The sequence below is a fragment of the Actinobaculum sp. 313 genome, assembly GCF_003073475.1.
Classification (GTDB): domain Bacteria; phylum Actinomycetota; class Actinomycetes; order Actinomycetales; family Actinomycetaceae; genus Asp313.
In genome coordinates this window covers 1,680,126-1,706,296 of sequence record NZ_CP029033.1, presented here as the reverse complement: position 1 = coordinate 1,706,296, position 26,171 = coordinate 1,680,126, and the positions used below count along the sequence as shown (strand labels likewise).

23 protein-coding genes and 1 pseudogene are annotated in these 26,171 nt (G+C 61.2%); 21 read left to right on the top strand and 3 right to left on the bottom strand.

Features of this window, described 5'->3' with window-relative positions; all coding sequences use genetic code 11:
* Positions 1–51: 51 nt before the first annotated feature.
* Together serA and DDD63_RS07400 are read right to left on the bottom strand one after the other, a co-directional pair.
* Positions 52–1,263 carry a phosphoglycerate dehydrogenase gene (gene serA / locus DDD63_RS07405; RefSeq protein WP_108715833.1) on the bottom strand — a complete coding sequence of 404 codons (1,212 nt, stop codon included), beginning with the start codon at positions 1,261–1,263 and terminating at the stop codon, positions 52–54.
* 225 nt (positions 1,264–1,488) lie between these two features.
* Entirely contained in the window at positions 1,489–3,675 is a 2,187-nt protein-coding gene (locus DDD63_RS07400) for a UvrD-helicase domain-containing protein (RefSeq protein ID WP_240611212.1), read from the bottom strand.
* Positions 3,676–4,094: 419 nt separating this feature from the next.
* Here DDD63_RS07400 and DDD63_RS07395 point away from each other — a divergent pair, with 419 nt between their 5' ends.
* Positions 4,095–5,423, top strand: coding sequence for a PAC2 family protein (locus DDD63_RS07395; protein ID WP_164505489.1), 1,329 nt, complete (start codon positions 4,095–4,097; stop codon positions 5,421–5,423).
* A 195-nt stretch (positions 5,424–5,618) separates the two neighbouring features.
* Here the strand turns inward: DDD63_RS07395 and DDD63_RS07390 are convergent, their stop codons facing one another.
* On the bottom strand, positions 5,619–6,464 hold the full coding sequence (locus tag DDD63_RS07390; protein WP_108715831.1) for a fused MFS/spermidine synthase: 846 nt from the start codon (positions 6,462–6,464) through the stop codon (positions 5,619–5,621).
* A 364-nt stretch (positions 6,465–6,828) separates the two neighbouring features.
* Between DDD63_RS07390 and dinB the strand changes: the two genes are divergently transcribed.
* The 20 genes and pseudogenes from dinB to DDD63_RS07310 all read left to right on the top strand — a co-directional run bounded on the left by dinB (position 6,829) and on the right by DDD63_RS07310 (position 26,142).
* Positions 6,829–8,157 carry a DNA polymerase IV gene (gene dinB, locus DDD63_RS07385; protein ID WP_108715830.1) on the top strand — a complete coding sequence of 443 codons (1,329 nt, stop codon included), beginning with the start codon at positions 6,829–6,831 and terminating at the stop codon, positions 8,155–8,157.
* Positions 8,158–8,166: 9 nt separating this feature from the next.
* Positions 8,167–8,562 (top strand): DUF3040 domain-containing protein, encoded by a 396-nt coding sequence (locus DDD63_RS07380; protein ID WP_108715829.1) that lies wholly within the window; start codon positions 8,167–8,169, stop codon positions 8,560–8,562.
* Between the two features lie 682 nt (positions 8,563–9,244).
* On the top strand, positions 9,245–9,676 hold the full coding sequence (gene mraZ / locus DDD63_RS07375; RefSeq protein WP_108715828.1) for a division/cell wall cluster transcriptional repressor MraZ: 432 nt from the start codon (positions 9,245–9,247) through the stop codon (positions 9,674–9,676).
* A gap of 219 nt (positions 9,677–9,895) precedes the next feature.
* Positions 9,896–10,879: a 16S rRNA (cytosine(1402)-N(4))-methyltransferase RsmH gene (rsmH, locus tag DDD63_RS07370; RefSeq protein ID WP_108716687.1), complete on the top strand. Its 984-nt coding sequence runs from the start codon at positions 9,896–9,898 to the stop codon at positions 10,877–10,879.
* 1 nt (position 10,880) lies between these two features.
* Entirely contained in the window at positions 10,881–11,276 is a 396-nt protein-coding gene (locus DDD63_RS07365) for a hypothetical protein (protein ID WP_108715827.1), read from the top strand.
* Positions 11,277–11,855 (top strand): hypothetical protein, encoded by a 579-nt coding sequence (locus DDD63_RS12900; RefSeq protein ID WP_240611211.1) that lies wholly within the window; start codon positions 11,277–11,279, stop codon positions 11,853–11,855.
* Positions 11,852–12,442 (top strand): penicillin-binding transpeptidase domain-containing protein, encoded by a 591-nt coding sequence (locus DDD63_RS12895; protein WP_240611210.1) that lies wholly within the window; start codon positions 11,852–11,854, stop codon positions 12,440–12,442. Before DDD63_RS12900 ends, DDD63_RS12895 begins: the two co-directional genes overlap by 4 nt.
* The gene (locus tag DDD63_RS12890; RefSeq protein ID WP_240611480.1) at positions 12,361–13,176 is read left to right on the top strand and encodes a penicillin-binding transpeptidase domain-containing protein; all 816 of its coding nucleotides are present in this window, start codon (positions 12,361–12,363) and stop codon (positions 13,174–13,176) included. The genes DDD63_RS12895 and DDD63_RS12890 overlap by 82 nt, the downstream gene beginning before the upstream one ends.
* A gap of 31 nt (positions 13,177–13,207) precedes the next feature.
* Entirely contained in the window at positions 13,208–13,714 is a 507-nt protein-coding gene (locus DDD63_RS13190) for a Mur ligase domain-containing protein (protein WP_276308072.1), read from the top strand.
* A complete protein-coding gene (gene murE / locus DDD63_RS07355) occupies positions 13,651–14,649 on the top strand; it encodes a UDP-N-acetylmuramyl-tripeptide synthetase (RefSeq protein ID WP_276308071.1) in 999 nt (332 codons plus the stop codon). The genes DDD63_RS13190 and murE overlap by 64 nt, the downstream gene beginning before the upstream one ends.
* A 126-nt stretch (positions 14,650–14,775) precedes the next feature.
* Complete coding sequence (gene murF / locus DDD63_RS07350) at positions 14,776–16,050, top strand: UDP-N-acetylmuramoyl-tripeptide--D-alanyl-D-alanine ligase (RefSeq protein WP_346426248.1); 1,275 nt, start codon at positions 14,776–14,778, stop codon at positions 16,048–16,050.
* The gene (gene mraY / locus DDD63_RS07345) at positions 16,050–17,135 is read left to right on the top strand and encodes a phospho-N-acetylmuramoyl-pentapeptide-transferase (protein ID WP_108715826.1); all 1,086 of its coding nucleotides are present in this window, start codon (positions 16,050–16,052) and stop codon (positions 17,133–17,135) included. Before murF ends, mraY begins: the two co-directional genes overlap by 1 nt.
* Positions 17,132–17,509 carry a hypothetical protein gene (locus DDD63_RS12885; RefSeq protein WP_240611209.1) on the top strand — a complete coding sequence of 126 codons (378 nt, stop codon included), beginning with the start codon at positions 17,132–17,134 and terminating at the stop codon, positions 17,507–17,509. Before mraY ends, DDD63_RS12885 begins: the two co-directional genes overlap by 4 nt.
* Positions 17,510–17,537: 28 nt before the next feature.
* Positions 17,538–18,590 carry a UDP-N-acetylmuramoyl-L-alanine--D-glutamate ligase gene (gene murD / locus DDD63_RS07340; RefSeq protein ID WP_276308105.1) on the top strand — a complete coding sequence of 351 codons (1,053 nt, stop codon included), beginning with the start codon at positions 17,538–17,540 and terminating at the stop codon, positions 18,588–18,590.
* Complete coding sequence (locus DDD63_RS07335) at positions 18,583–19,794, top strand: FtsW/RodA/SpoVE family cell cycle protein (protein ID WP_108715825.1); 1,212 nt, start codon at positions 18,583–18,585, stop codon at positions 19,792–19,794. Before murD ends, DDD63_RS07335 begins: the two co-directional genes overlap by 8 nt.
* The gene (gene murG / locus DDD63_RS07330) at positions 19,787–20,905 is read left to right on the top strand and encodes an undecaprenyldiphospho-muramoylpentapeptide beta-N-acetylglucosaminyltransferase (RefSeq protein ID WP_108715824.1); all 1,119 of its coding nucleotides are present in this window, start codon (positions 19,787–19,789) and stop codon (positions 20,903–20,905) included. Before DDD63_RS07335 ends, murG begins: the two co-directional genes overlap by 8 nt.
* Positions 20,889–22,379 (top strand): UDP-N-acetylmuramate--L-alanine ligase, encoded by a 1,491-nt coding sequence (gene murC, locus DDD63_RS07325; protein ID WP_108715823.1) that lies wholly within the window; start codon positions 20,889–20,891, stop codon positions 22,377–22,379. Before murG ends, murC begins: the two co-directional genes overlap by 17 nt.
* Positions 22,376–23,515: an FtsQ-type POTRA domain-containing protein gene (locus tag DDD63_RS07320; protein ID WP_108715822.1), complete on the top strand. Its 1,140-nt coding sequence runs from the start codon at positions 22,376–22,378 to the stop codon at positions 23,513–23,515. The genes murC and DDD63_RS07320 overlap by 4 nt, the downstream gene beginning before the upstream one ends.
* A gap of 239 nt (positions 23,516–23,754) precedes the next feature.
* A pseudogene (gene ftsZ / locus DDD63_RS07315) lies at positions 23,755–25,007 on the top strand (cell division protein FtsZ).
* Between the two features lie 238 nt (positions 25,008–25,245).
* A complete protein-coding gene (locus DDD63_RS07310; protein WP_108715821.1) occupies positions 25,246–26,142 on the top strand; it encodes a polyphenol oxidase family protein in 897 nt (298 codons plus the stop codon).
* Positions 26,143–26,171 lie beyond the last annotated feature (29 nt).

The window sequence follows — 26,171 nt, the reverse complement described above, 5'->3', positions numbered from 1 at the left end:
TAGTGGAACTCTCACGTTACACGGTTCGGATGCTACGCAGCGGAAATCTGCTCAGTGATCACGGCGTAGAACCCGTAAGCGGATGTTACGCGGTGAGGCCTCCAATGTGCGGACGGCATCGGCCGGAATCTCGGAGGAAATATCGGTGACCATGTAGCCGATTTCTCCGGACGTCGCCAAGATCTGCGTATCAACATTGGCACCGTTATCCGCGAAGATCTGGTTGACCTGTGCCAATGCTCCCGGCGTATTGCGATGAATCCAGGCCACGCGGTAGAGCGAAGACTCGTCGGGGGAGGAGTCGATATTCGGCAGGTTAACTGAAAGCTCGGTTGAGCCCTTGCGCCAGTAGGTCATGAGCTTCCCTGCCACGAAGTATCCAATGGATTCCTGAGCCTCAAGTGTGGAACCACCGATATGCGGCGTCAGGATGACATTGTCAAAACCAATCAGTGGGGAGTCGAAAGGCTCGCCGTTGGCATCCGGTTCGCTCGGGAACACGTCCACAGCCGCTCCTGCGAGATGCCCGCTTTGCAGGTGTTCGCTCAAGGCATCGATGTCGAGGACGAATCCGCGTGACAGATTGATAAGGATCGCTCCATCTCGCATCTGCTCCAGTTCATGCCGTCCGAAGAAGCCGCGATTCGATGCTCGGCCGTCAACATGGATTGAGACGATATCGGATTGATGCAGCAGTTCGTCGAGGCTACGTACGCGTTTCGCATTGCCGATGGCAAGGCGTTCGGCAATGTCGAAGAAAACGACCCGCAGCCCCAAGGCCTCCGCCAGCACCGAAAGCTGGGTTCCAATCGCGCCATAACCGACTATGCCAAGAGTCTTACCGCGTACTTCGTGTGCACCGTTCGCCGTTTTCTCCCAGCGGCGTTCGTGCAGAGCGCGGTTGCGCTCGGGGATATGACGGGTTAGTGCAATCGCCTCGGCCACCGCCAACTCAACGACGGAGCGTGTATTGGCGTAAGGCGCGTTGAAGACGGAAATTCCCCTCCGAGAAGCCTCGCCGAGATCAATCTGATTCGTGCCTATGCAGAAGGCGCCGATCGCGGTCAGCTGCGGACAGGCCTCAAGCACCTCGCGGGTCACGTTGGTCTTCGATCTAATCCCGAGCATATCGACGCCTTGCAAAGCGTCGATAAGCTCCTGACCTTGCAGGGCGCCGTTTACGCGTACGACCTCGGCATTGGCGCGTTCAAAGACCTCATTGGCCGAGCCGTGTGGGTTTTCGAGGAGAAGGATGCGTACCACTTCTTAACTATCACCGTTCTTCAAAAGACGCGCCAAATTGGCCCGGACTCTGGGACTACCCGAGAGGATAGTTCTCGGAAGCATACAACGATAGATCCCCTGCGGCATATCACGCCCTCTGAACGCAAGAGTCTGCTTGTTGTGAGCCGCTCGCATCCTCGGCTTCCGCCAGTCCTTCTGGCAGTTCCCCGGTGTGCACGATGCACAGCTTCCGAGTGGGCCGTGTCATCGCCACGTACAGATGCCCCGGCCCGTCGGCCAGAATCTCCTGCGGTTCAACAAGCACCACAACGTCGTATTCGAGTCCCTTCGCCTGCAGTGGGTCAAGGACATGGATACGGGAAGAGACCTCACTTCCGTCTCGGTCGAGACTCCATTCTGCCAACTCAGGCGCGGCGGCGAGAGCATCGCGGATGGCAGCAACACGGTGCTGCGGGGCAATAACACCGAGTGTGCCCCCGAACCCACCTCGGCATCAAGCTCGCGGCACAGGCGCTGGACAGCGGTGACGACGGCCGTATCTCGCTCCTCCGTCGTCGCTCGTTCCGTCTCTAAACTGCCGGGTAGGTCTCGCGCCGCACGCACGTCGCGCACCGGTTTACCGGAGGCGGCGAGAGTACGTCCGGCGGCACTAAGCACTGTGGCAGGCGTTCGGTAGGAGATTGTCAGAGGCTCCTCACGAAGTCGATCACCCAAACGGCCCAGTAATTCCTTCCACCCCTCTCGTGGCGCACCCGCGGGCCGTTGATCGAGATCGCCGACAAGAGTCATCGATCGGCTCGGACAGCGGCGGAGGAGCATTTCCCACTGCATAGGGGAGAGTTCCTGCGCTTCGTCGACGACGACGTGCCCGTACGTCCACGAGCGATCCGCGGCTGCACGTTCCGCCAGCGTCTGGGTGGGCCCGGTATCGGCCATGCGTTCAGTAAGAGCCGCCTCACTGACGATTCCGCCTCCCAGGTTCATGGCGGACATTGTTTGTGCGACGTACTGGGACAACTCCGCATTACGGGCCTCGGCGGCGGCACGCTGCCGACGTTCGAAGTTGTCTTGGAACGGACCCAGATACTCGGCCATCTCGTCAAGAATTGCGATATCGGCGGCGGTGAAGCCGCTGCCTTTGGGCCGTGCGATTGCCGCCAGGTCGGATTCGCTCAACTGCGGAGCTATCGATGCGAGCAATGCCGGGTTATCCAACAGCCGTTCCAATAGTTGGGTTGGCGACGACGGCAGCCAGCGCAGGTTGATTTCGCGGCGTGCGTCAACACTTGCCGCGACGTCGCCAACAATCCACTCGTTGTCGGCCAACGACAATTCGCGCCCCTCCGCAACTTGCTGTGCGAGGAGTTCAACGAGTTGGCGAGCGTAGGTATCGCGTGCCTCGTTATGCGTGCGCCCTCCACGACGAGCGCGCCGTTGCGCGGCATCCACGTCCTGTGGAGTCAAGCGCACAGCAACGCCGTCAATCGTGAAACGCACTGTTGATGCGAGCGGTCGCTCGAGTAATTCCCGGACGGCGCGGCGGCAAATTTCTCGCCAGGCCAAGCGGCCTTTGATCTCCGCTGCTTCAGCGGAGTCGCTTGCGGTGACTCGCACGCCCGGAAGCAGCCCCTCAATTGTGGTTGAGACGACGTCTGACTCTCCGAGAGCCGGCAGGACTTGGTCGATATAGCGAAGAAACACCGGGGACGGGCCGATAACCAAAATGCCGGAGCGGGAAAGATGCTCTCGATTCGCATACAGGAGGTAAGCGGCTCGGTGCAAGGCCACGGCGGTCTTTCCGGTCCCCGGTCCACCTTGTACAACAAGGACTCCACCAAGATCGTCCCGAATGATCCTGTCTTGTTCGGCCTGAATAGTGGCGACGATATCCGTCATCTTCCCGTCGCGGGACTGACTCATAGCGGCCATCAGGGCAGCCTCGCCGGTGAGATTCAGGCCGTCGTCTGCCGAAGAGTCAGAATCCAGCAGCTCATCTTCAACGGCAGTGACTTCGCGCAGGCGCGTTAGGATGTGGCGACGTCGAATAACGTCACCTGGGTGAACCGCCGTCGCACGGTAGAACGGTTCTGCCTGTGGGGCACGCCAGTCGAGGAGGATAATGTCCTGCGCCTCATTCTTCAATCCGATGCGGCCAATATGTTCGAGGTGCCCTCCCTGCAGGTCAAGGCGCCCAAGAACGAGGCGGTTCTCGACGTTGCGCAGCCGGATGAGATTGTCCTCATAGTGCGTAGCGAAGGAGTCGCGTTCGGATAGCGCCCCGGCGCTCTCCTGGCCGGACTGGGCACGGATTTCCCGCAGGCGATCAGTATAACCGGCACGTTGCCTATCGAGCGCCGCGTAGGCGGTGTCGACATACGCCTGTTCCTCATCAAGGGCACGCTGCCGCGATGAGCCTTCTGCGTTGGTCACGGGCGACCTCCTTGAACTGGTCGTCGCAAAAGTGCGGTTATCAATTATCCGATATCTCCTGCTGTTTGGCCAACCGAGCATGGCCGATATCAGGTTCGCGCCTAGCGTAGGGTGGCCGTCGTCGGGAAGGCGGAAAGGCTGACGGCGTTCTCTTCTTTGAGGCCCGAGTTCATGCCTTCATGGACTGGGTACGTAACTGCATCGAGATCCCGGAGGTCGTGTGCCGATGGTCTCGGCGGGCTCGGGTGATTGTGCCGGTGTCACGCCGTTCCGGAATGAAGGAGCCTGTTGCTGCGCTTCGGGCTCGGGTAGGTGTACGGCTCGCAGCCGTGCGCACAACCACAGCCGTAGGTCCGCGGGGTGTCGGAGGCATGTGGCACGATGGTTTTGAAGGGCGAGACGAGAGGAAGAGCTGGCCAATGGGACATTTCATTTCATTCCCGCCGGGCACTGAGCCGGACAATATCCCCATTCTCGTAATGAGTCTGGTGGATCCGGTAACCGACGCCGGTGCCGTGCCATCTCTCGTTTCAAGCAATCTCCGGTCACTTGACGGAGACGTGGCGGCACTCTTCGATACCGATCCTCTGCTGGACTACCGTGCTCAGCGCCCAATGCTCAACTACCGTGACGGGCAACTGACAGGTCTGGTTCGTCAGCACATGACCGTGCATGTGGCCAAGGACGTTGAAGGTCGCCCATTCCTACACATGCATGGGGCAGAGCCCGACTTCAGATGGGACTCGCTGACTGCGGATATGCTTGATCTTGCCGAGCGCTTCAGTGTGCAGTCCGTCTACTCCTTCACCGCCGTGGGGGCCGCAACACCGCATACGCGACCGGCGGATATGATCGTCCGTACCAGTGACCCCGGAGTCGACCGGCCGGTGCTCAAGGCTGACTTCTGGTTCCCTTCATCTTTTGCCGACTACTTCGAATACCACGCCGGCGAGCTGGGCATCACGACGACGAATGTGGCCGTCCGCGTTCCGTTTTACCTGACCGGCAACCGCTACTCCGCCGGGGCCGCGGGCGCCCTTTCCATGGTCTCCAGTCTCTCCGGACTTCGTTTCCCGATGGGCGATCTCGAACGGGAAGCCAGCGCCGAAAACGTGGCACTGGCTGAACTAGGCAAAGAGAACGCAGAACTAGCGGTGCTCATTGGAAACCTGGAGAAAGAGCATGACGAGCACGGCGTCACGCCGGGGTTCGTGACGGCACCGGAGGCCGAACTCTCCGTGCCCTCTGTTGATGAGATCGGCCGTGCTGCGGAGCAGTTCTTGGCACAGGCAGATGCCGCCGAACAGGCTAATCGCCCGGAAATGCAATTCGATCCACAAGGCTTGATCCGCCGCATTGCGGAGTACCGGGAATCACGGTCCCAGAAGGGGAAGGGCCATTTCACCACGCCGGTCACCGAGTACACATCGGCAATGGCTTCCGAGGACGCGGCCCGTTACACCGCGCTCGCGGGCACGTCGGGACCGCAGGATGACGACGTCGTTGGCGGCGAAGAAGCAGGCGATGCCGGTGTTGAGTCGGGGTCTGATGGCGCCGGTGCGGATACCGGCAGTGTTGCCGAGAGTGAAGCCGCTCCGTCTCCGGCGCAGCAGGAAACGTCAACAGACGTTGAGCAGCCCGAACCAACGGACCAACACAAGGAATCGCGCGGCCAAGAGCAAGCAACGCCTCAATCCCAGCAGCGCCGACGTCGTTGGGGGCGTCACTCGTGGCATCGCGACGAGTGACTGCAACGACGGCGGCGGCTAGTGCTGCTAGTGTCGGCGCACTCCTAGCGCCATGACGGGCGGCTAGTGACTGCGGCCGGGGTTTCGCCGCAGCTGCCGCCCACCATGCCAGAAGCTCTCGCCGCTGCGAGTGCCCGGTCAACACGCCGAGCCTTCAGCAGGTGCTCGGGTTGCCGGTGTTGGCGTCGTGCGAAATCACCTCTGTGCCGGACCGCTACTGACCAGGCCCAAATCACGGTCTTGCAGTAGTCGAGCACCTTCCGCCCGCCGGTGCAGATCATCCTCCGTAAGAACCGTTGTAGGCAAAGGAAGACGGTGCACTCGGCGCCTCACGTCGGCGATATTGAATGCTTGCATGGATGCGGCCAGGACGATGTTGCCGAAATGTCTGCCACGTACCACGGCCGGATCCGTGATCGCAATGACATGATCGAAAGCCGCGAATAAGGCGCGCGCCTCTTCTCCAACCCGCCTTATCCCCGCCGAAGCGATGGAATTCAGAAGGTAAATGCCCTCCGGCGTGAGGACGTGCTGAGCACGCACCGCACACTCCGCTGTACGTAGACGCGTTGGCACATCCCGGTTGGAGAATGCGTCACGGACCACAACATCCCAGGTGGCATGCGTGGTGTCGAGGGCCTGTCGCGCCTCACCGACGCGGATGCGCAAGCGGGGCGACGTGGGAAGATCGAACCATTCGCGCGCCAGCCGGGCGAGGGCGCCATCGATCTCCACGGCGAGTTGTCGCGAATTCGGGCGGCTGGCTTCCAGGGCGCGTGGGAAGGCGCAACCGGCAGCGCCGAGGTGTAGTACATGCAGTGGCTGTTCAGCAAGAAACCGCGAGTCAATGAGTTCGCGCATCTGCTGCATGTACTCGAACTCCAAGTAATCCGGTTGGTTCAGGTCCAGGGCCGAGGATTCGACTCCATCGAGGAATAGCGTGGCGAGCGAGCCGTCGGGACTTAACTCGACCTCCGCCAGGGCGTAATCGGTGCGCACCGGATGCTGTGGTAGGCGGTGACGTTCTGCTCGGTTGCTCATGGTTGAGAGCCTATCTCACTCAGTGATCCACAGACTGATCGCTTGGCGGCCCATTCGGGTCCGCTGAGCGTACCGTTGGACACCCATGAGCAAACCGGGCGCAACCTTTCAGCCAGCGGCACTGCCTTCGGTCCTCGATAGGTATTGGAGCGAATCTCGTAGGCGGTGCGGCAAGGCGGCTGTTCCGACGACTCCGTTGCGTGGGAGCGTGGGACGGCAACTTGCACGCCAATGTGGTGGAGGTACCGCGTACCCTGGTGGTACGAGATTGGTTCTGGTCGATCAGAGAAGCGCAGCGTGCGCAGCCGACCATCCATCAATCAAAGAGCGGCACAGTAACTGTGCGCGGTATTGGGGAGGAGCTATGTCGCGAGCACCGCGGTCCGACCAGGCACGGCGTTCCTGGGGCGATGACGACTCGGCCACCCCCATTCTACACGTGGATATGGATGCTTTTTTCGTGTCGGTGGAGCTCCTCGACCATCCTGAGCTGCGTGGAAAACCGGTCGCCGTCGGCGGCAAAGAACGGGGAGTAATTGCCGCCGCATCCTATGAGGCGCGCGAATTCGGGGTGAACTCTGCCATGCCGGTAGGCCTGGCTTACCGACGTTGTCCGCAACTGGTCATGCTGCAGCCACGAGGTTCGGTTTATCGTGCGGTGTCGCGTCGCATCATGGAGATCTTGCGTGAGGTTACGCCGCGCATGGAGCAAGTCTCGGTGGACGAGGCCTTCCTTGATGTCTCGGGTGCGCGCCGCCTCTTCGGTTCGCCCGTGCAAATTGCCACGTCCCTTCGGCGCTCTATCCGTGAACAAGAAAACGTTCCTGCCTCGATTGGGATAGCCGCCACGAAGCACGTTGCAAAGATTGCATCAGCGCATGCCAAACCGGATGGCCTGTTGTTGATTCCCGCCGATGCCACGTTGCCTTTCCTTCATTCCCTGCCGGTCGGAACCATCAGCGGCGTCGGTGACCGAACGCGCGAGAAACTGGCGTTGCAGGGGGTGGAGACCGTGGGAGACCTGGCTGCGCTGGGGGAGGCACGGTTAGTTCGCTTGCTTGGGAAGGCTGCGGGGCAGCATCTCTATGAACTGTCGATGGGGATTGATCCGCGCCCCGTGGTGCCGAGCCGTGAAGAGAAGTCCCTAGGCCGAGAGGAGACCTTCTTCGAGTATCTTGAGGGCAGGAGGGCGATGGAAAGAGTTCTGCTCCGGCAGGCCCATGACACCGCGCGGCGACTGCGTGAGCGCGGCCTTGTTGCCGCGACGGTCGCCATCAAGGTGCGTTTCGCCGACTTCACAACCATTACTCGTTCGGTGACGCTTGATCGGCCCACCTCTCTAGCTGCAGATCTGTATGACCATGCGCAACGGCTCTTCAGTGAGGTACGGATTCCATCTGGGGGATTGCGGCTACTGGGACTACGTGCGGAGGGATTGCAGAGTGCACGAGGCGGAATCCAGCTGGCGTTCGACGACGACCCGCGACGCGGCAAGGCCGAGAACGCCATGGACGGTATTCGTAAGAAGTTTGGCGAATCAGCGCTCGGTCCAGCGAGCCTACTTGCCGATGACCAAGTCGAAGACCGTGGGAGCCGTCATCCCGCGAGTGAGGGTGACGGCCGGAGACTGATACATGTAAACTATCGCCGCATGCCTCCGAACGGCTATTGTGGAGGTATCAGCGATCGATGAGGAGATGCCATGCCTCTGTCCGAATACGAACGAAAGATGCTTGATGAGCTGGAAGCTCAGCTTGCAGACGAGGACCCGACGTTCGCGGATACTCTCAAACCGGAGCAAACATCCGAGAGTGTTTCGCGCCAATTCTCAATCCGGCATCTCGTCCTGGGGCTCTTGGTGCTGGTCGCCGGGATAGCCGTGCTGGTTGCCGGTGTTGCCTTGGAGCAGGTGATCATTGGTGTGCTGGGAGTCGTCGTGATGTTTGGCGGCGCTTGGTACATCACCGAGGGGATTGTTGAACGACCGGTCGATCCGGCGGACGCTGCCAGCAAACCATCGCCTAAACCCAAGAGTGGTCGCGGCTTTATGGCGCGCCAAGCCGAGGAGTGGGAGAAGCGCCGCCGCGAGCGGGGCTGAGGGCTGCTGCCTTCACACAACTGTCTTTCTTTCCCAGGCCGGAAACCATTGTCATTTCCGGCCTGGGTCGCGTGATTGTTGTCCGCTCGGCATCCTGCCCATCTTGCCCACCCCCGTCTGGGCACCGGGCATCCGTGCTGCATGGAATGCGGATACACTCGCGCACGAGCCGACCTGATTTTGATCGGCCAAATCCCCGACATGGCAATCCATGAGCGGAGCAAGAGCAGAGCCTGGCCTGACAGGCGGAGCACGTGGTGGTGCGGCGCTCCTGCTCCAGGTTGATTTCCCGCGAGTGCCGCTCCCGGGATCGTGAATGGATCGCTGGAGGCCCCAACCAACGCGCAATGTTGGCGTGGCCGACCTCACCAGCCGCGCCATACGTGTAGCCAAGTGTATGCCCCGCTGGATGGAAGTCGGAGTTAGGGGACGAGCTGCTACACGGTCAAGTTCGCACCTGACGGCGACTGTCCAACGTGACCTTCCGTTACCTTGACGCTTGCGCTCGGCAAGGAGTGGGCCTGAGCTATACGCTTATCGTGACATGAGCGAAATTTCCCTCCACCTCGTTTTTGTCTTATGCTTTCTGCGATTCCTTCATAGAACACACCCTTTTCTAACTTGCTGGTGGAGCAATGTGGAGTAAAGTGGTGTGCAACGTCAACGCAGGGGAGGTGGACGGGTGTTCCTCGGAACGTATGAGCCGCGGCTCGATGACAAGGGGCGCCTGATCCTGCCGGCCAAGTATCGTGACCAGCTTCAAGGCGGGTTGGTGATGACGCGTGGCCAGGAGCACTGCCTCTATGTCTTTCCGTTCTCCGAGTTCGAACGGATGCAGGAGCAGTTGCGCCAAGCCCCACTGACGTCGAAGGAAGCACGTTCTTACCTTCGCGTCTTTCTTTCGGGTGCGGTTGATGAGGTTCCCGACAAGCAGGGCAGGATCACAATCCCGGCGGTGTTGCGCACATACGCCGGGCTGACCAGGGAGCTGGCAGTGATAGGTGCTGGCAGCAGGGTCGAGATCTGGGACCAGCAGGCGTGGAACGCATATCTGACTGACCAAGAATCGGCGTTTGCTGATCGCGAGGAAGAGGTCATACCGGGCCTCTTCTGAGCCGGGCGGCAGTCCCCTTCCGCCACTTTGAGGCAATTCCCCAGCTTCAGATGGGCGGAGAGGGCGGGCCGCCGTACGGTCAGATAGTCAACGGTGGGCGCCGTGGTGGCGTTCAGTGGCACGGAATAGACCGCAGGCAGGTAGGAGGTGAATGCAGCGGTGAACCCGAGCAGTGATTCACAGGCGGTGGCGGAATCAGATGAGCGCGGTGAGTCTGCCATGCCTGAAGGGGCGCGCGCGGCGGGAAATGCTCTCCACACTCCTGTCATGGTGGATGCCTGTGCCGATCTACTTGCCCCGGCTCTGCGCGAACGCGCCAATCCTGTTCTTATCGATGCCACACTTGGGCTGGGTGGGCATTCGCAGGCATTGCTCGAGCGCTTCTCCAATTTGACAGTAGTCGGTATTGATCGTGATGGAGAAGCAGTGGCGTTGGCGTTGCAACGTCTCGCATCCTTCGCGGATAGATTCCAGGCCGTTCAAAGCACCTATGACGCCATCGACGACATTGCTGCAACCTACGGTCCGCAGGATGGGGTCGACGGCGTACTCATGGACCTTGGAGTATCGTCGCTCCAGCTCGATGAGGTGGGACGCGGATTCTCCTACGCCCACGACGCTCCACTTGACATGCGGATGGATGCCACGCGTGGTCGCACTGCGGCCGAGATCCTCGCCACCGCGAGCTATGAGGAGCTCACGCGTATCTTGACGGAGTATGGCGAGGAGCGCTTCGCGGCGCGAATTGCGGGGCGCGTCGTCGCCACCCGAGACCGCGAGGCCATCGTACGTACCGGACAACTCGTTGAGATCGTCCGAGCAGCCGTTCCGGCAGCGGCCCGCCGTCGAGGCGGCAATCCTGCCAAGCGGACATTTCAAGCACTGCGAATTGCCGTGAACGATGAGCTCAGCATCCTCGAGCGAGCCATTCCACGCGCTATCGATGCCCTTCGTATCGGTGGCCGTATCGTCGTGGAATCCTATCAGTCGCTCGAAGACCGAATTGTCAAACGCGCCTTTGCTGCAGGAGCCACCTCACGTACCCCGCGCGGGCTGCCGGTCGAACTGGCAGGACACGAGCCGTACCTGCGGCTCGTGACGCACGGTGCCAGTAAAGCGGATGTCACCGAAATCACGACCAACCCGCGCAGTGCTTCAGTGCGGCTACGCGCTGCCGAGAAGTTAAGTAGGAAGGAAGGATAAAATGGCTGCCACTCCGGCACGATCTGTTCGCAGTGAGGCCCGCCCTGTCGTTCAAGGCCTGCCGAGCCTCGAACTGGTTCCAACTCCGGCGCCCGTGCGAGGCTTCGTTGGAACAGTAATCGCCTGCCTGGCGCTGTTCCTTGGTGCCTTTGGCGTGGTCTTCTTCCTCAACACACAGCTGGTTTCGACGGCGTACGAGATTCAGTCGGTGCACCAAGAAATCAACGCTGCGACGGCAAAAGAGGCAACCTTGCAGGACGAATTGGTGGACGTGTCTACTCCGCAAGGTCTCACGGCCAAGGCGAAGCAACTAGGATTGGTCCCAGCAACTGAGATCCAACACCTGGATCTCGCGACAGGAAGTGTTATCGCACCCGTTGATTCCGAAGGGAACTAAATGGCGGCTTCGTCGGCTCAGCAGCGACGGTCAACCCCGAAGCATCCCGGCTCTGGACGCATTCGGACGGGAATTGACTCGTGGCGGCGCTCTTATCTGCGCCAGCCGATCAGTGTGCGGCGTATTCGCTCTGTCGCCACCATTTTCCTGATGTGTGCGGTCGTTTTGACGGCACGGCTCGTCGATCTACAGGTGGTTCGTGCCACGACACTGTCGGACACCGCCTCGAGTTTCCGTACTCGCACCTACGCCTTGCATGCCAAGCGTGGAGACATTCTCGACTCCTCCGGTGCTGTTCTGGCTACTTCTATCGAGCGATATAACGTCGGTGTCAATCAAAAGTTGATCGGCAACTATGTGCGCTATGACGATGACGGAAACGTGATCGGAACCGGTGCCGCTGCGGCTGCCGAGGTGCTCGCACCGCTTCTGGACATGGATCAGGCCGAGCTCGGTGGCCTTCTGCTGGGAGGCGAGCAGAAGTCAACCTTCGTCTACATTAGGAAGGACATTTCCCCGAGCTATGGAGGGAGATCAACTCACTCGGTATCGCCGGTATCGAACCGGAACAGTACATGAAACGTGAGTATCCGAATGGTGCGGTGGCGGGGAACGTCATCGGCTATGTCGGGGAGACGGAGGAAAGCGCTGAGCCGACGGGTCAGGCCGGTATCGAACGCTCTCAAAACGAGATCCTCTCCGGCACCGACGGCTCGCTTTCCGTCGAGCTTGCCGGTGGCGGCGCGGTACTACCCAATGGACAGCGTTCGGAAGTGGCGGCGATTGACGGCTCAAGTGTCAAACTGACCATTGATCGTGACCTGGAAAATGAGTTGCTGGAAGCGGTGAACAAGTCCGTACAGGACAACGGCGCCGAATGGGGTGCTGCGGTCGTCATCGAAATCGGTACCGGTCGTGTTCTAGCTCTTGTTGACTCGGGCAGCCCGGATCCCTCCAATCTGGCGGCGAGCAGTGCGGACTCATGGGGCTCGCGGGCGGTGTCGGCACCGGTAGAGCCGGGATCAACCGGGAAACTTGTTACCTTCTCGGCGACGATCGACCAGGGACCGTCAGCCCCGAATCACTGTTCACCGTCCCGGACACCTTTACAACGTCCAGTGGCGAAACCATCCACGACAATGACGGGCATGCCACGGAAGATATGACGGTAGCAGGCGTTCTCGCAAAGTCGTACAACACGGGATTGGTGCAGATTGGTGACACCATCTCGGATGAAACTCGTTACAACTACATGACGGAGTTTGGGCTGGGATCCAAAACCGGCATTGAACTGCCTGCAGAGTCGGCCGGCATCCTCTCTGACTACACCACCTGGGACAACCGGACCCGGTACACAACGATGTTTGGACAGGGCTGGGCCGCCACGACACTGCAATTGGCTCAGATCGGAGCCACTATCGGCAACGGTGGCGTCTACGTTCCGGCGCATATCATCGATTCGACCATCTCGCCGGATGGACAGGAGACGCCAACGGTTGTCGGCGACTCGCATCGTGTCATTTCGGAAGACAGCGCGGACACTATGCTGCAGATGATGCAAGCGGTAACCGATCCGCAATCCACCGGATATTACGCCCGGGTGGAAGGCTACAACATCGCCGGTAAAACGGGTACCGCCCAGGTTGCCGACGAGAACGGCAACCTGACGAAGCGAGTCGGAACCTTCGTCGGTGTCATTCCGGCGGAGGACCCGCAGATCGCGGTGGCCGTCGTCGTATACAACCCCGCAGGGGCCGGGTACGGCGGAGAGGTCGCCGCTCCGGTGTTCTCGGACGTCGCTGGATTTGCGGTGCGCCAGCTCGGCATCCCCCCATCCACGGTTCCCCTGTACAAATACCCGTGGTTCGCCTACGAGATGGGATCAAATGCTAATGGGTGAGACGGGCCTACCGCGCCCAATTGCGGCGCCCGTGAGCATTTCGGAATTAGGTGGTCGTTCCCGCGGCGACGCCTTGGTCACGGGAGTATGCGCGGACAATCGAACGGTGCGACCGGGTGACCTTTTCGCCGGTGTGCCCGGCTTACATATACACGGTGCGCGGTTTTCAGCGCAGGCCCGCGCCGCCGGTGCAGCGGCAGTACTGACAGATTCGGAAGGTTCGGCACTGGCGGGTGATGGCCCTCTAGTCGTGATCGACGACGTCGCCGCCCATCTGGGTGCCGTCGCCGCGCAGATATACGGCCATCCCGCAGATAAACTCACGACGTTCGCAGTCACCGGAACGAACGGAAAGACAACGACAGCATTCATGCTGGAGCACATCCTGTCGCGCCTGGAGCGGAAGACTGGACTCATTGGAACCGTCGCATTGCGGATTGCGGGGAAGACATCCCCGCGTCGCTCACGACGCCGATGCCGACTGAGCTGCAAGGTTTTCTTGCCGAACTCGTGCGGCGTGGAGGGACGGACCTGGTGATGGAAACGTCGTCACATGCCCTAGTCCAGGGTAGGACCGACCCCATCTGCTACGACGTCGCCGGTTACACCAACCTGACGCAGGACCATCTTGATTTCCATCACACGATGGAGGAGTACTTTGCCGCAAAGGCATCGCTATTTACGCCCGAACGTGCTCGTCGCGCCGTCGTGGTCGTGGATGATGACTGGGGACGCCGCCTGGTGCGCGAATGCGCTGATGACATCGATGTCGTTGCGCTTGCCATCAAGAGTGAGCTCCCGGCGGGGATGCAGGGTTGGCAATTCTCGGCTGGACGCCTCACCTCCACCGAGGGCGACAGTTTCGAGGTGAAGACCTCGCTGCCGGGCGACTTCAACATCGCCAATGCCGCATTAGCGGCGACAATGGCCCTCGCGGGAGGCCTTGCGATCAATGATGTCGCGTCACTGGGTATTATCGCCCCGGTAGTGCCGGGCAGGATGGAGGTGATCTCCACGCGTCCGCGCGTCGTCGTCGATTTCGCGCACAATACGGACGCGCTCGTCAAAGCAATGCAGGCTCTTCGACCGAGTACGCGCGGGAGGCTTATCGTTTTGACCGGTGCCGCGGGGGAACGTGATCAGGCGAAGCGGCCCGCAATGGGTGAGGCCGTGGCGCGATACGCCGACGCGGTGGTTATCACCGACGACGACCCGCACGGGGAGGACCCGGCCGCCATCCGCGCCGCCGTCCTAGAGGGAACACGACGGCATAAGACGCCTGTGAAAGAAATTGCGAATCGTGCGGAAGCGATACGTCAATCCATCCTTGACGCCTCGGTGCACGATACGATTCTTCTTGCCGGGCGAGGACACGAGACGATCCAGGATGTCGGCGGTGAGCTCATTCAGCTTGACGACCGCGCCGAAGCACGGCGAGTACTGGCACTCAGAGCGCAGGAGGAAAGTGAATGATCCCCGTCACGCTGGGGAGTTGGCCGCAAGCTGTGAAGGTCGCATGGCAACAGCCGATTCCGAGATTACGGTGGACACATTGGTAACTGACACCCGCGTGATTACAGGGGTGAGGTCTTCGCCGCAATCCAAGGTGAGCGGATTAACGGCGCCACCCTGGCGGGCCGGGCGCTCGCAGCCGGTGCGGCGGCTGTCATCACCTCGAACCAAGAGGTGGCGCTCGCCTCTGGTGCCGATCCGCAGCGCGTTATCGAAGTCGATGACGTGCCCACAGCCATTGGCCTGCTGGCTCGAGCCAATCTGCGACGCCTGCGGCGTGAGGGGCATCCCGATCTTAAGGTTGTGGCCGTGACGGGATCCGTGGGCAAAACAACCACGAAAGACCTCCTGGCTGCCACACTGGCTGATCGCGGCCCGATCATTGCTCCTCCGGGTTCCTTCAACAATGAACTTGGATTGCCGCTGACCGTGTTGCGGGCCGATGCATCAACCGCCACTTTGGTGTTGGAGATGGGGGCCGATCACATCGGAAACATCGACTACCTCACCTCGATCGCTCAGCCCGATGCCGCAGCCGTTCTCGTTGTAGCACGGGCCCACCTGGGCGAGTTCGGCGGGATTGAGAATGTCGCTCGTGCGAAGGCGGAACTCGTCACCGGGACACGCCCCGGGGGCAATATCGTGCTCAATGCCGACGATGAGCGCGTTGCAGCCATGGCGACGCTGGCTGAAGGCCCCGTCACGACCTTCTCAGTTACCGGTAGCGGTGATGTTACGGCTAGCGATATCCGTATCGACTCCGCGGGGCGTGCCAGTTTCACTCTGGTCACTCCATGGGGAAGCGCCCCGGTCTCACTACGGCTGGTGGGCGAACACCAGGTCGCCAATGCACTCGCTGCCGCAGCGCTCTCGCTGGTAATCGGCGTTCCTCTCGCACAGGTGGCGCGGGTACTCAGCGGCGTAGGCGCGGCAAGCCCGCATCGAATGGACGTGTTCGAAACCAACGGGCTTTTGTTGATTGATGACTCGTACAATGCGAACCCGGATTCCATGCGCGCCGGCCTGGCCGGGTTGGCTCGGCTGGGAGAGGGGCGTCGGAAGATCGCCGTCCTGGGGACCATGCTGGAGCTAGGTGAGTCTTCCGCAGCGGAACATGAGGCTCTGGGAGCGGTTGCGCGCGAATGCGGAGTGGAGATTCTGGTTTGCGTCGGAAACGGTACGAAGGCGCTATCGTCAGCGGCCACCCGTGAAGGAATCACCGTCTACGACGTTGAGGATACCGATGCTGCACTGGCAGTGCTTCATGCCCTGCTCAGTCACGGTGATGTCGTTTTACTCAAGGGATCACACGGCTCCGGCGTGTGGAAGCTAGCGGACGTGTTGCGAGAGGAGCACGGCTGATGCTTGCTATTCTCATTGCCCTCGCGGTTTCACTGTTCGTCACCCTTCTGGGAACTCCGCTGCTTATCCGACTGTTGGTGGCCCACCAATTCGGCCAGTTTGTGCGGCAGGACGGCCCGACGAGTCATTTCACCAAGCGCGGGACCCCGACAATGGGCGGCCTGATCATTATCCTGGCCACGGTGATAGGTTACGGGGTGGCACTGCTCGTCATGGGGCGCGGTCCAAGTGCCTCGGCACTGCTACTGCTCTTCCTCATGGTGGGGACGGGCTTCGTGGGCTTTCTCGACGACTTCGCGAAGATACGTCACCGCCAATCCCTCGGGCTGACCCCGATTCTCAAGATCATCGGACAGGGCGCCGTCGGAATCATCTTCGCGGTGCTGGTACTGCAGTTCCGGGATAAGAACAATCGTCCGCCGGCCACGATGAATATCTCGTTCATACGCGACACGGGGCTCACCTTGGCCTTTGCCGGGGGAGTAGTGGGCATTATCCTCTTCATCCTTTGGGCGAATTTCCTCATTACGGCGTGGACCAACGCCGTGAATCTCACCGACGGTTTGGATGGCCTCGCCACCGGCGCGTCGATGATCGCCTTCGGCGCATATACAGTGATCACCATTTGGCAGAGCAACCAGGCCTGTCAGGGCGTACTCGGTGCCACACCGGGCTGCTATCAGGTCCGTGACCCGCGAGACCTCTCCATTATCTGCGTCGCCATTATGGGCGCGTGTTTCGGCTTTCTCTGGTGGAACACATCTCCGGCACAGATCTTTATGGGCGACACCGGTTCGCTGGCGCTGGGAGGTGCCTTTGCCGGCTTGTCTATTCTTACGCATACCGAAGTCCTTGCGGTGCTCATCGGCGGTCTTTTCGTTATCGAAGTCTGCTCGGATGTGCTGCAGGTCGGTTTCTTCAAGTTAACCGGGCGGCGGGTCCTGCGCATGGCGCCCCTACACCATCATTTTGAACTGAAAGGCTGGAATGAGGTGACCGTCGTCGTGCGTTTCTGGGTGATCGAAGCGTTGTTGATGGGCGGCGGAATCGGGCTGTTCTACACGGAATGGTTGGCGCAACAATGAGCTTAACGAACCCGGGGGCGGCTCAGTTCGACGGCAAACGGGTCGCGGTGGTCGGGCTGGGCAAATCTGGCCAGGCGAGCCTGCAAGCGTTGACGGCCTTGACAGGAGCGATCGTCAGCGCCTGGGATGCGGATATCTCGTCTTTGGCCGGCGTTGCAGCGCTGCCATTGGATACGGCCGGAAGCCATCAGGATCCCTCCCATCTGGCTGACAAGGTGCTGACCTGGCAACCGGATATCATCGTGCCCGCTCCGGCTATCGCTGAGATATCCCCGTTGTTTTCCACCGGCGTGCAGCTGTGTAGTGAGATCGAACTGGCCTGGCAGCTGCGGGCGGTTGACGAGGGGGCTGGTACGCCCCGTGGCTGTGTGTGACGGGAACAAATGGGAAGACGACGACCGTATCGATGACGGCCGCAATCCTCGACCGCGCAGGGCTGGGGGCAGAGCGATCGGTAACGTCGGCAATCCGGCTGTTTGCGAGACTTCCCGTACCGATGAGGAGGCGCCGCAGGCCTTTGCCCTCGAACTGTCATCCTTCCAATTGCGTACAACCCACGCCATGTCGCCGCTGGCGTCGGTGTGTCTCAATCTCGCCGATGACCATTTGGAATGGCATGGCAGCCGCACCGCATATCGCAATGCCAAGGCGCGCATCTACGAGCACACACAACAGGCGTGTCTGTACCCGGCCGACGACGCCGTCGTGCAAGAGATGGTTGACGAGGCCGACGTTATCGAGGGGGCACGTGCCATTGGGATGACACCAGGTCTTCCTGCCGTGGGGATGATCGGAGTTGTCGATGGCATTGTGGTTGATCGCGCCTTCGGTAAGAAGCGGTGGACCGAAGGAATTGAGCTGTTCGAGATCGCCGATATCGCGCATTTGGCGTCGGCGGGGGCTGCTCTTCCGGAGCATATTCTGCGCGATGCTATCGCCGCCGCGTCCCTGGCACGAGCAGCGGGCGTGGAGCCAGGCGTGATTCGGGATGCTTTGCGTGATTTCTCCTCTGGTGGGCATCGACTTGAACTAGTCAACAGCGTGGATGGTGTGCGTTACGTGGATGACTCGAAGGCCACTAATGCCCATGCGGCTCGCGCTTCGCTGCAAGCCCAGGAAGACCGGAGCGTGGTATGGATCGTAGGCGGTCAGGCGAAAGGTGCGCAGTTCGACGAGTTAGTGGCCAGCCAACGCGGCAAACTACGGAGTGTCGTTGTTATAGGCGTCGACCAGGAGCCGTGGCGGCAGGCGCTAGATGGTATTGACATACCGGTGGTATGGATTGCGCCAGACGCGCGTGATCCGATGGAGCAGGCCGTGAAGGCAGCGCAACAGCTGGCGGCGGGATGGGGCACCGTCCTGTTGGCACCCGCTTGCGCTTCCCTGGACCAGTTCTCCTCCTATGCGCAACGCGGCGAACTCTTTGCCACAGCGGCTCGGGAGCTACATGGCTGAGGAACAGCAGACGGGCGTTATGCGGCAGGCGATCATCACGATTGTCGTGGCAACAGGTGTGCTGCTTGTGCTGGGCGTGGTCATGGTCTTTTCGGCCACGGCGCCATCGGCAATTCACTATGCGCGGCTCAACGGCACCTCAAACACTTTCGCGACTGCGGTCAGTCAGCTCGTCTACGCGGTAGGGGGCCTGGTTATCGGCGTTCTGGCCGCGTTCGTGCCGATGCGGTTGTATGAGAGGCTCGCTCTGCCCATCTTTGCGATGGGGATTCTGCTCCAGTTGTTGGTGCGTACGCCACTGGGACATACGGTGGCGGGCAACACGAACTGGTTACGTTTCGGAAACTTCTCGGTACAGCCTTCGGAGTTTCTGAAACTGGCGACTATTGTGTGGCTGGCCGCCGCGCTCGCTCGCCTGCTCCCGGAGAGGATTGAGCTGCGTAACCTGGCGTGGCCAGCAACTGCCTCGGCGGCTGGTGCTATCAGTGCCGTGCTTTTGGGTGGCGACATGGGAACGGCTATGGTCGTCGCCCTGATCTGCGTGGGTATGTTTTGGCTCGCGGGAGCGCCGGGGAAGTACTTCTGGGGTGTGGCGGGTGCCGCCGTTCTTCTCGCCTCAGTACTGGTGGCGGCCAAACCCGACCGTTTGGCGCGCGTATCCGACTACTTGAGCAACCTGTTCTCATTGCCTGACGGTCTCAATCCCAGCCAGGCGGATTTCGCCTTATGGGCCTTCGGGTCGGGTGGTGTCGGTGGGTCCGGTCTGGGAACCGGGGCTGAGAAATGGCCTGGCAACTTGGCGGAGGCGCAAAACGACTTCATCTTCGCCGTCGTCGGTGAAGAACTCGGCATGGGCGGCTGCCTAGTTGTGGTAGCGATGTTCATGTTGCTTGGATGGGGTCTCCTGCGTATCTGTGTACACCATCCGGCGCGTTTCGCGCGGCTGGCATGCGGTGGCGTTGCGATCTGGCTGTGTGGCCAAGCGCTGGCTAATATGTTGGTCGTCACGGGCGTGTTGCCGGTGTTCGGCGTGCCGCTTCCCTTCATATCGCAGGGCGGATCGGCAGTAGTGGCCTGTCTGCTTGCCGTGGGGGTCGGCCTGTCCTGCACGTTGGCGGTTCCCGGCGTGCGAAGTTCCTTGCGGCCACAACGCAATATCGCCCATCGTGCCCGTGCTGTTCTGAAGAGAGGCTCTCATGACTAGCATTATTTTGGCCGGTGGAGGCACCGCCGGGCATGTCAACCCGCTGTTGGCTACGGCGCTGACGTTGCGGGAGATGGGGCTGGACGTTCGTGCGGTTGGAACTGCGGACGGTCTCGAGAAGGATCTTGTGCCGACGGCCGGCTTTGAGCTTTTTGCCATTGAGCGGGTTCCGTTTCCGCGTCGTCCGGGAAGGGCGGCTCTGACGTTCCCGGCGCGTTTTCGGCGCGCAATTTCGCAGGCGGAGGACGTCCTCGACGGTGTGTCGGTTGCGGTTGGCTTCGGCGGTTTCGCCTCGACGCCGGTGTATGCGGCGGCCAAGAGGCGTGGTATCCCCGTGGTCATCCACGAACAGAATGCCAAACCGGGCCTGGCGAATCGCTATGGCGCGCGCTTTGCGCACGCTGTTGCCTTGACATTTCCGTCCACGCCGCTGCGCGCGCGGCGTGGGGTGACACAGACCGTTGGACTGCCACTTCGCCCCGCCATCGCCACCCTCGCCGCGCAGCGCGCTATGCAAACTGGTGCGGGGCGGACGCGTGCGGCCCAAAGGCTCGGCCTGGACCCAACTCGAGCCACCCTAGTCGTTACCGGAGGCTCTTTGGGAGCTCAACATCTTAACGAGGTGGTGACCGCAGCCCTTGACGCCATTACCGCCGCCGATATTCAGGTGTTGCATTTGACCGGGCGCGGGAAGGACGGACCGGTGCGGCAGGCCGTCGCCGATAAGAGTAACTACGTCGTGCTCGATTATCTGGCAGAGATGGAGGATGCGTATGCTGCCGCAGATCTGGTACTCTGCCGCTCCGGGGCGGGTACGGTCGCAGAACTAGGAGCTCTCGGACTTCCGGCGGTTTTTGTGCCGCTGGCGGTTGGCAATGGCGAGCAGGCACGCAACGCTTCAGATCTGGTGGCGGCTGGTGGTGCCAAGCTAATCAATGATCGAGAGTTCACCGTAGAGCGTTTTATTCACGATGTGCTTGCACTTGTGGCCGATAAGAACCGGCTGGACGCTATGGGTGCCGCAGCACGTGAAACGAGTCCTTTGGACGGGGCCGGACGCCTCGCACAGATCATTGCGGATGTGGGAGAAGCATATGACGGCGAACGGTGAGGAGACGAATCTGGACCATGGCACCGGAGCTAACGCCGATAACACACTGCAGGGAACACGGTTTTACCTGATTGGGATCGGCGGCGCGGGAATGTCCGTACTAGCTGAACTATTGGCAGCCCAGGGAGCCGTTGTTTCGGGTTCTGACGCCCGCGAGTCCGCTGCGACGAGGCATATCCGAGGGTTGGGGCTGACGGTGAATATCGGCCATGAAGCTGCTGCTGTGCCGGCCGATGGCATTGTTGTAGTTTCTTCTGCGATTCGGGATTCGAACCCGGAGCTTGCTACCGCACGCGCCCGGGGGCAGCGAGTCATCCACCGCTCCCAGGCGCTTGCCCTGGCGGCCTCGGGCAGGGATTTCGTGGCAGTTGCCGGTGCTCACGGTAAAACAACGACGTCGGCCATGCTCGCCTTTTGCCTGCAGCACTTGGGTTATGAGCCTTCATGGGCGATCGGCTCGTCCATCACCGGTCTTGGAGCGGGAGGCCACCTTGGTTCCGGCTCGGTGTTGGTGGCGGAGGCAGACGAATCGGATGCGTCTTTCTTGAACTATGCTCCGCGAATTGCGATTGTCACGAATGTGGAGCCCGATCATCTCGACCACTACGGCACTCGCGAGGCATTCGAGGAGGCTTTCGCTGAGTTCTCGCGACGGCTGGTGCCCGGAGGACTGCTCATAGCCTGCGCCGACGACGACGGAGCGACCCGTTTGGCTCGTGTGGCCATTGGCGAGGGCAAAAGGGTGTTGACATACGGCGTCGGCGAGGGGGTACTTGGGGCCTGTGGACACGTGAGAGTCACCGGTGCGGCCGACGGGCCGACTCTCCAGAGGCTGGATAACGAGGAGCACCGGGCTGCGAGTTCATTCATAACCAACGCAGCGGTCCTGGATGACGGGCGCGGTGCAATACGCCTTGGCCTAGCAGTACCGGGTGAACACAACTTGCTCAACGCCGCCGCTGCTTGGGCGGCTGGAGTAGAGCTGGGAGCTGCCCGGCAGGACATGGCCGCAGCACTCGGGCATTTCCAAGGGACGAGCCGACGGTTCGAGGTGCGCGGGGCCGCCCATGGAGTTACTGTGATCGACGATTACGCGCACCATCCAACGGAAGTGGCAGCGACGATGCGAGCAGCGCGGCGCCGCGCGGGCCGGGGAGCGGTCCGGGTGTTATTCCAACCGCATCTCTACTCCCGCACCGAGCGTTTCGCAGCGCGCTTTGCGGAGGCGTTGACTTTGGCGGACGACGTCGTCGTGACCTCCGTCTACGGTGCACGGGAAGATCCGGTTCCCGACGTTGACGGATTCCTCATCACGGATCAGATGGCCGGGAAGAGGCGTTTTATCCCTGACAGGATGGAGGCGGCGTACGTGATCGCGGATGCGGCCGAGCCCGGAGATTTGGTCCTGACCGTCGGTGCCGGCGACGTAACCGAGTTAGCTGCAGTCATACTAGACAGGATCGGCGCCCCATGAGGCAACCACATGTTCCACGTCGCCCGGAGAGACTCACTGCGACCGGGAGGCAGTCGGCCCGCGGGGAACAGAACGCTTCCCCAGAGCAGGACTCGGTTCCAACCGCTGCATTAAGCCCCGATGAAGCGACGGATTTGCCTGCGGATGTGGTAGATCTTGACGAGCAGGTAGCGCCCGGCAGCCACACGAATGTGAAGGATAGGGGGCGGCTGCGCGCGGGAGGTTCACCGGCGCGACGCACTAAGGCGGGTGGCTCGGCCCTCGTGGGTGGCCTGCGACGGGCGACGGCCACTGACTCGGAGCCTGACAGCACAGTGTCGGTCAGTCATACGAGCGACGATCAGAAACCTGCCAGGCGCGGCATTCTCTCGCGTCTTCCTCGCTCCACGAGGGCATCAGCGGATGAACTCTCGGAACGACGGCGTGAGCGGGCTGCCGAGACGCATAGGCGCCGGGTGAAACGAGCCGGTATTGGCGCCGGTGCTTTTGGCATGGTTGTTCTGCTGGGCTGGGTGTTGTTTTTCTCGCCTTTGCTCGCCTGCCGCAACGTGACGGTGTCTGGCATTGGCGAGGACTCGGCCGTGACCGAAGAGCAGGTGAAGGAATCTCTTTCGGCCTACGACGGCACCTCTTTGCTGCGCCTGCGCGCGGGTGAGGTGGAGGATCACCTCACAAACACGATCCCCCTTGTTCGGGATGCAACAGTAACTCGTGACTTCCCGCATACGCTGCGGGTTCGCGTGACCTTACGGGAACCCGTTGCCTGCCTCATGGTTGATGGCGCGTGCGTGGCGATAGACGCAGAAGGAGTCCATCTTGATCTTCCCGCCGACAGCGCTGATGCCCTGCCGCGCTTGACACTGCCGTCTGGGCAGAACGAGGCCGGAAATGTAGCGACTCTCATGATCGATGTTCTTGGTGCTCTCGATTCGGAGACACGGGGGCGGGTTGCGAGTGTGTCGGTGAGCTCGGCCGATCAAGTGACGCTCACATTGACCGACGGCGCGACCGTACTGTGGGGTGATGGTGAGGATAATGAGCTGAAGGCCCAGGTGCTCGGCATGCTGATGAAGAATACGACAACTGCCTCGCACTACGATGTCTCGGTTCCTCTCTCGCCCATGACAAGCGACTGAGCATTGCGGGATTGATACGGCATTGCGGGGTTTGCTCTGGCGTGGGTAGGCATCCCGTCTCCGCGCCGAGTGTGGGCACATTTCAGCTGCGTATTCCATGCAAAGACGCGTTGAGCGGATGAGAATCTTGCGACACGCCCGGCCAGGTGATTGCACCAACTTTCCCATGCCTCTACCTTTTCCGCGAAGTCAGACACGGAAAACCTCAAGTACTAGTTGAGGTCGGAAAGGATGGGGCAATGCCCGCTCTGAACAACGCCGCGAATATCAAGGTTATCGGCGTAGGCGGCGGTGGTGTGAACGCCGTTGACCGAATGATCCAGGACGGCTTGGCCGGTGTTGAATTCATCGCGGTCAACACCGATGGCCAGTCGCTCGTCAAGTCGGAAGCAGAGACCAAACTCGATATCGGTCGAGACGTTTCCAAAGGGCTAGGGGCGGGCGCAGATCCAACGGTCGGAAAACGTGCTGCCGAGGAGAATGTTGAAGTGATTCGAGCTGCGCTTGAGGGCTCGGACATGGTCTTTGTGACCGCTGGAGAAGGTGGTGGTACCGGGACGGGCGCCGCTCCTATTGTGGCGAGCATCGCGCGGGAACTCGGGCCTTGACGGTGGGTGTGGTTACTCGGCCTTTCGAATTCGAAGGACTGCAGCGCGCCAATAACGCGATCTCCGGCATTGGCGAACTTCGCAAGGCCGTCGACACACTGATTGTGATTCCGAATGATCGTCTGCTGGAAATTGCCGAGAAGGGCCTGACCGTCATCGAGGCCTACCATCTCGCTGATGAGGTTCTGCGTTCCGGTGTCAAGGGTATCTCCGACCTGATTACTATTCCCGGGCTGGTCAATCTCGACTTCGCCGATGTCAAGGCGATTATGAAAGACGCCGGTACCGCACTTATGGGAATCGGATCGGCATCCGGAGATGACCGTGCGATGCGTGCTACTGAGAACGCCATCTCCTCTCCGCTGCTCGAGGCCAGCATCGACGGGGCACATGGGGTGCTTCTCTCCTTCCAGGCCGGTGCTGATTTCTCCATGCAAGAGCTTGCGGCCGCGTCGAAGTTGGTTAAGGAGTCTGTTGATCCAAACGCGAATATCATCGTCGGGCAGATCATCGACGAGGCGCTGGGAGACGAGGTCCGCGTCACGGTTATTGCTGCCGGGTTTGACGAGTCGGAGGATCATCTGCTGGCGATGACTCGCTCGGCCGCCCCGGTGGCGGCGAGCGCCCCGGTCTCGGCGGTCTCGCATGCCGCTGCGCCTGCACCGCCCGCTCCTGCGGCCCAACCGGTGCCGTCGGCACCTGGGCCTGCGGCTCAGCCGGTGGTTACCGGCGCTGTAGCGACTCCGAGCCATCCGGTCGCCGAACCCGCCACAGTCGAGCAGACCGAACCGGAACGAAACGCGAGCGTTCCGCCCGCGGTGGAGGAACCGGCCTCGCGGCGTGGTGACCTCGATATTCCGGCATTCCTTTTCGAGGAGAACTGACGATTTAGTGCCCGCTGGCTGCTCCGGTCGGCGGCACAGGATAAGCTTCGGCGCCGAGCGCCGAAGGGATGCCCTACGGGGTGTCTGACTTCAGGGTGGCCCGCGCATTGCCGCGGGCCACCAGCACATTGTCATATCACATGTCGTGTTCCATGACGCGCCAACAGCGGCAATGGATCCGTCGGCATCAACGGTTGTCATGTGCGTATTGTGACGCTGAATCGGAGAGAATGAGGCCATGCAATCTCTTGTTGACTGGGCGGAGACAATCACCGGTGACAACTGGGTGACTCGCGCCGGTTTCACATCCCGGCAAGGGGGCTTCTCGCGCGGTCCATATGCCGGGCTGAATCTCGGGTTCCACGTGGCCGACGATCCGGACGCTGTGGCGGCGAACAGGCGTGCCCTAGCCGAAGAACTAGGAGTCGAGCCGGTCTGGATGGACCAGGTCCACGGCAAGCACATAGGGCGCGCGGTTAAACCGGGCCGGACGTTGACAGCCACGGATGGTGCGATTCTTAGCTTCGCCGATCTTGGCATCGCCGAACAGGTGTACTTCCGCGACAAGCGGAAAGCTTCGGTGAGCGGCGCGGAATCGTTTGCTCCAAGCCTCGCAAACCCTGGCGGAGGCGATGCGTCCGGTATGCACCGAGTTGCTGCATGCGTCATGGTGGCTGACTGTGTGCCGCTTCTCCTACTTTCACTGAGTTCTCCCGTAGGTGCGGTTGTCCACGTAGGTCGCGCCGGCCTTCTTGCCGACATTGCGATGCATGCTGTCACTGAACTGTCGGCTCTAACCGAGGTGGAGGACCTCGTCGCGACAATAGGCCCGGCAATTTGCGGACAGTGCTATGAAGTGCCCGCCCAGATGCGTGATGCCGCCGCCCTGCAATGCCCGGAGTGCGTGGCTGAGACGAGGTGGGGTACCCCATCGATCGATATTCCAGCCGGTCTTCATGCGCAGCTCGCCCGAGCGGGAGTTCCCGAGATTCGGCACGACCGGCGCTGTACCTTTGAGGCTCCCTCTTTGTTCTCGCATCGGCGCGATGGTGGAGTGACCGGACGCTTCGTCGGCATTGTGGAAGTTGCGACACGCCCGGGCAGCCTCACGAATCCTGGTGCCGCCGTCGCTTAGCTTGAGAGAAGCATGCGACCCACAGTGAG

Coding starts and splice junctions, on each gene's coding strand:
- DDD63_RS07395 (WP_164505489.1), top strand. CDS start 4,095: ATGGGACATTTCATTTCATTCCCGCCGGGCACTGAGCCGGACAATATC.
- DDD63_RS07390 (WP_108715831.1), bottom strand. CDS start 6,464: ATGAGCAACCGAGCAGAACGTCACCGCCTACCACAGCATCCGGTGCGC.
- dinB (WP_108715830.1), top strand. CDS start 6,829: ATGTCGCGAGCACCGCGGTCCGACCAGGCACGGCGTTCCTGGGGCGAT.
- DDD63_RS07380 (WP_108715829.1), top strand. CDS start 8,167: ATGCCTCTGTCCGAATACGAACGAAAGATGCTTGATGAGCTGGAAGCT.
- rsmH (WP_108716687.1), top strand. CDS start 9,896: ATGCCTGAAGGGGCGCGCGCGGCGGGAAATGCTCTCCACACTCCTGTC.
- DDD63_RS07365 (WP_108715827.1), top strand. CDS start 10,881: ATGGCTGCCACTCCGGCACGATCTGTTCGCAGTGAGGCCCGCCCTGTC.
- DDD63_RS12900 (WP_240611211.1), top strand. CDS start 11,277: ATGGCGGCTTCGTCGGCTCAGCAGCGACGGTCAACCCCGAAGCATCCC.
- DDD63_RS12895 (WP_240611210.1), top strand. CDS start 11,852: ATGAAACGTGAGTATCCGAATGGTGCGGTGGCGGGGAACGTCATCGGC.
- murE (WP_276308071.1), top strand. CDS start 13,651: ATGCCGACTGAGCTGCAAGGTTTTCTTGCCGAACTCGTGCGGCGTGGA.
- mraY (WP_108715826.1), top strand. CDS start 16,050: ATGCTTGCTATTCTCATTGCCCTCGCGGTTTCACTGTTCGTCACCCTT.
- DDD63_RS12885 (WP_240611209.1), top strand. CDS start 17,132: ATGAGCTTAACGAACCCGGGGGCGGCTCAGTTCGACGGCAAACGGGTC.
- DDD63_RS07335 (WP_108715825.1), top strand. CDS start 18,583: ATGGCTGAGGAACAGCAGACGGGCGTTATGCGGCAGGCGATCATCACG.
- murG (WP_108715824.1), top strand. CDS start 19,787: ATGACTAGCATTATTTTGGCCGGTGGAGGCACCGCCGGGCATGTCAAC.
- murC (WP_108715823.1), top strand. CDS start 20,889: ATGACGGCGAACGGTGAGGAGACGAATCTGGACCATGGCACCGGAGCT.
- DDD63_RS07320 (WP_108715822.1), top strand. CDS start 22,376: ATGAGGCAACCACATGTTCCACGTCGCCCGGAGAGACTCACTGCGACC.
- DDD63_RS07310 (WP_108715821.1), top strand. CDS start 25,246: ATGCAATCTCTTGTTGACTGGGCGGAGACAATCACCGGTGACAACTGG.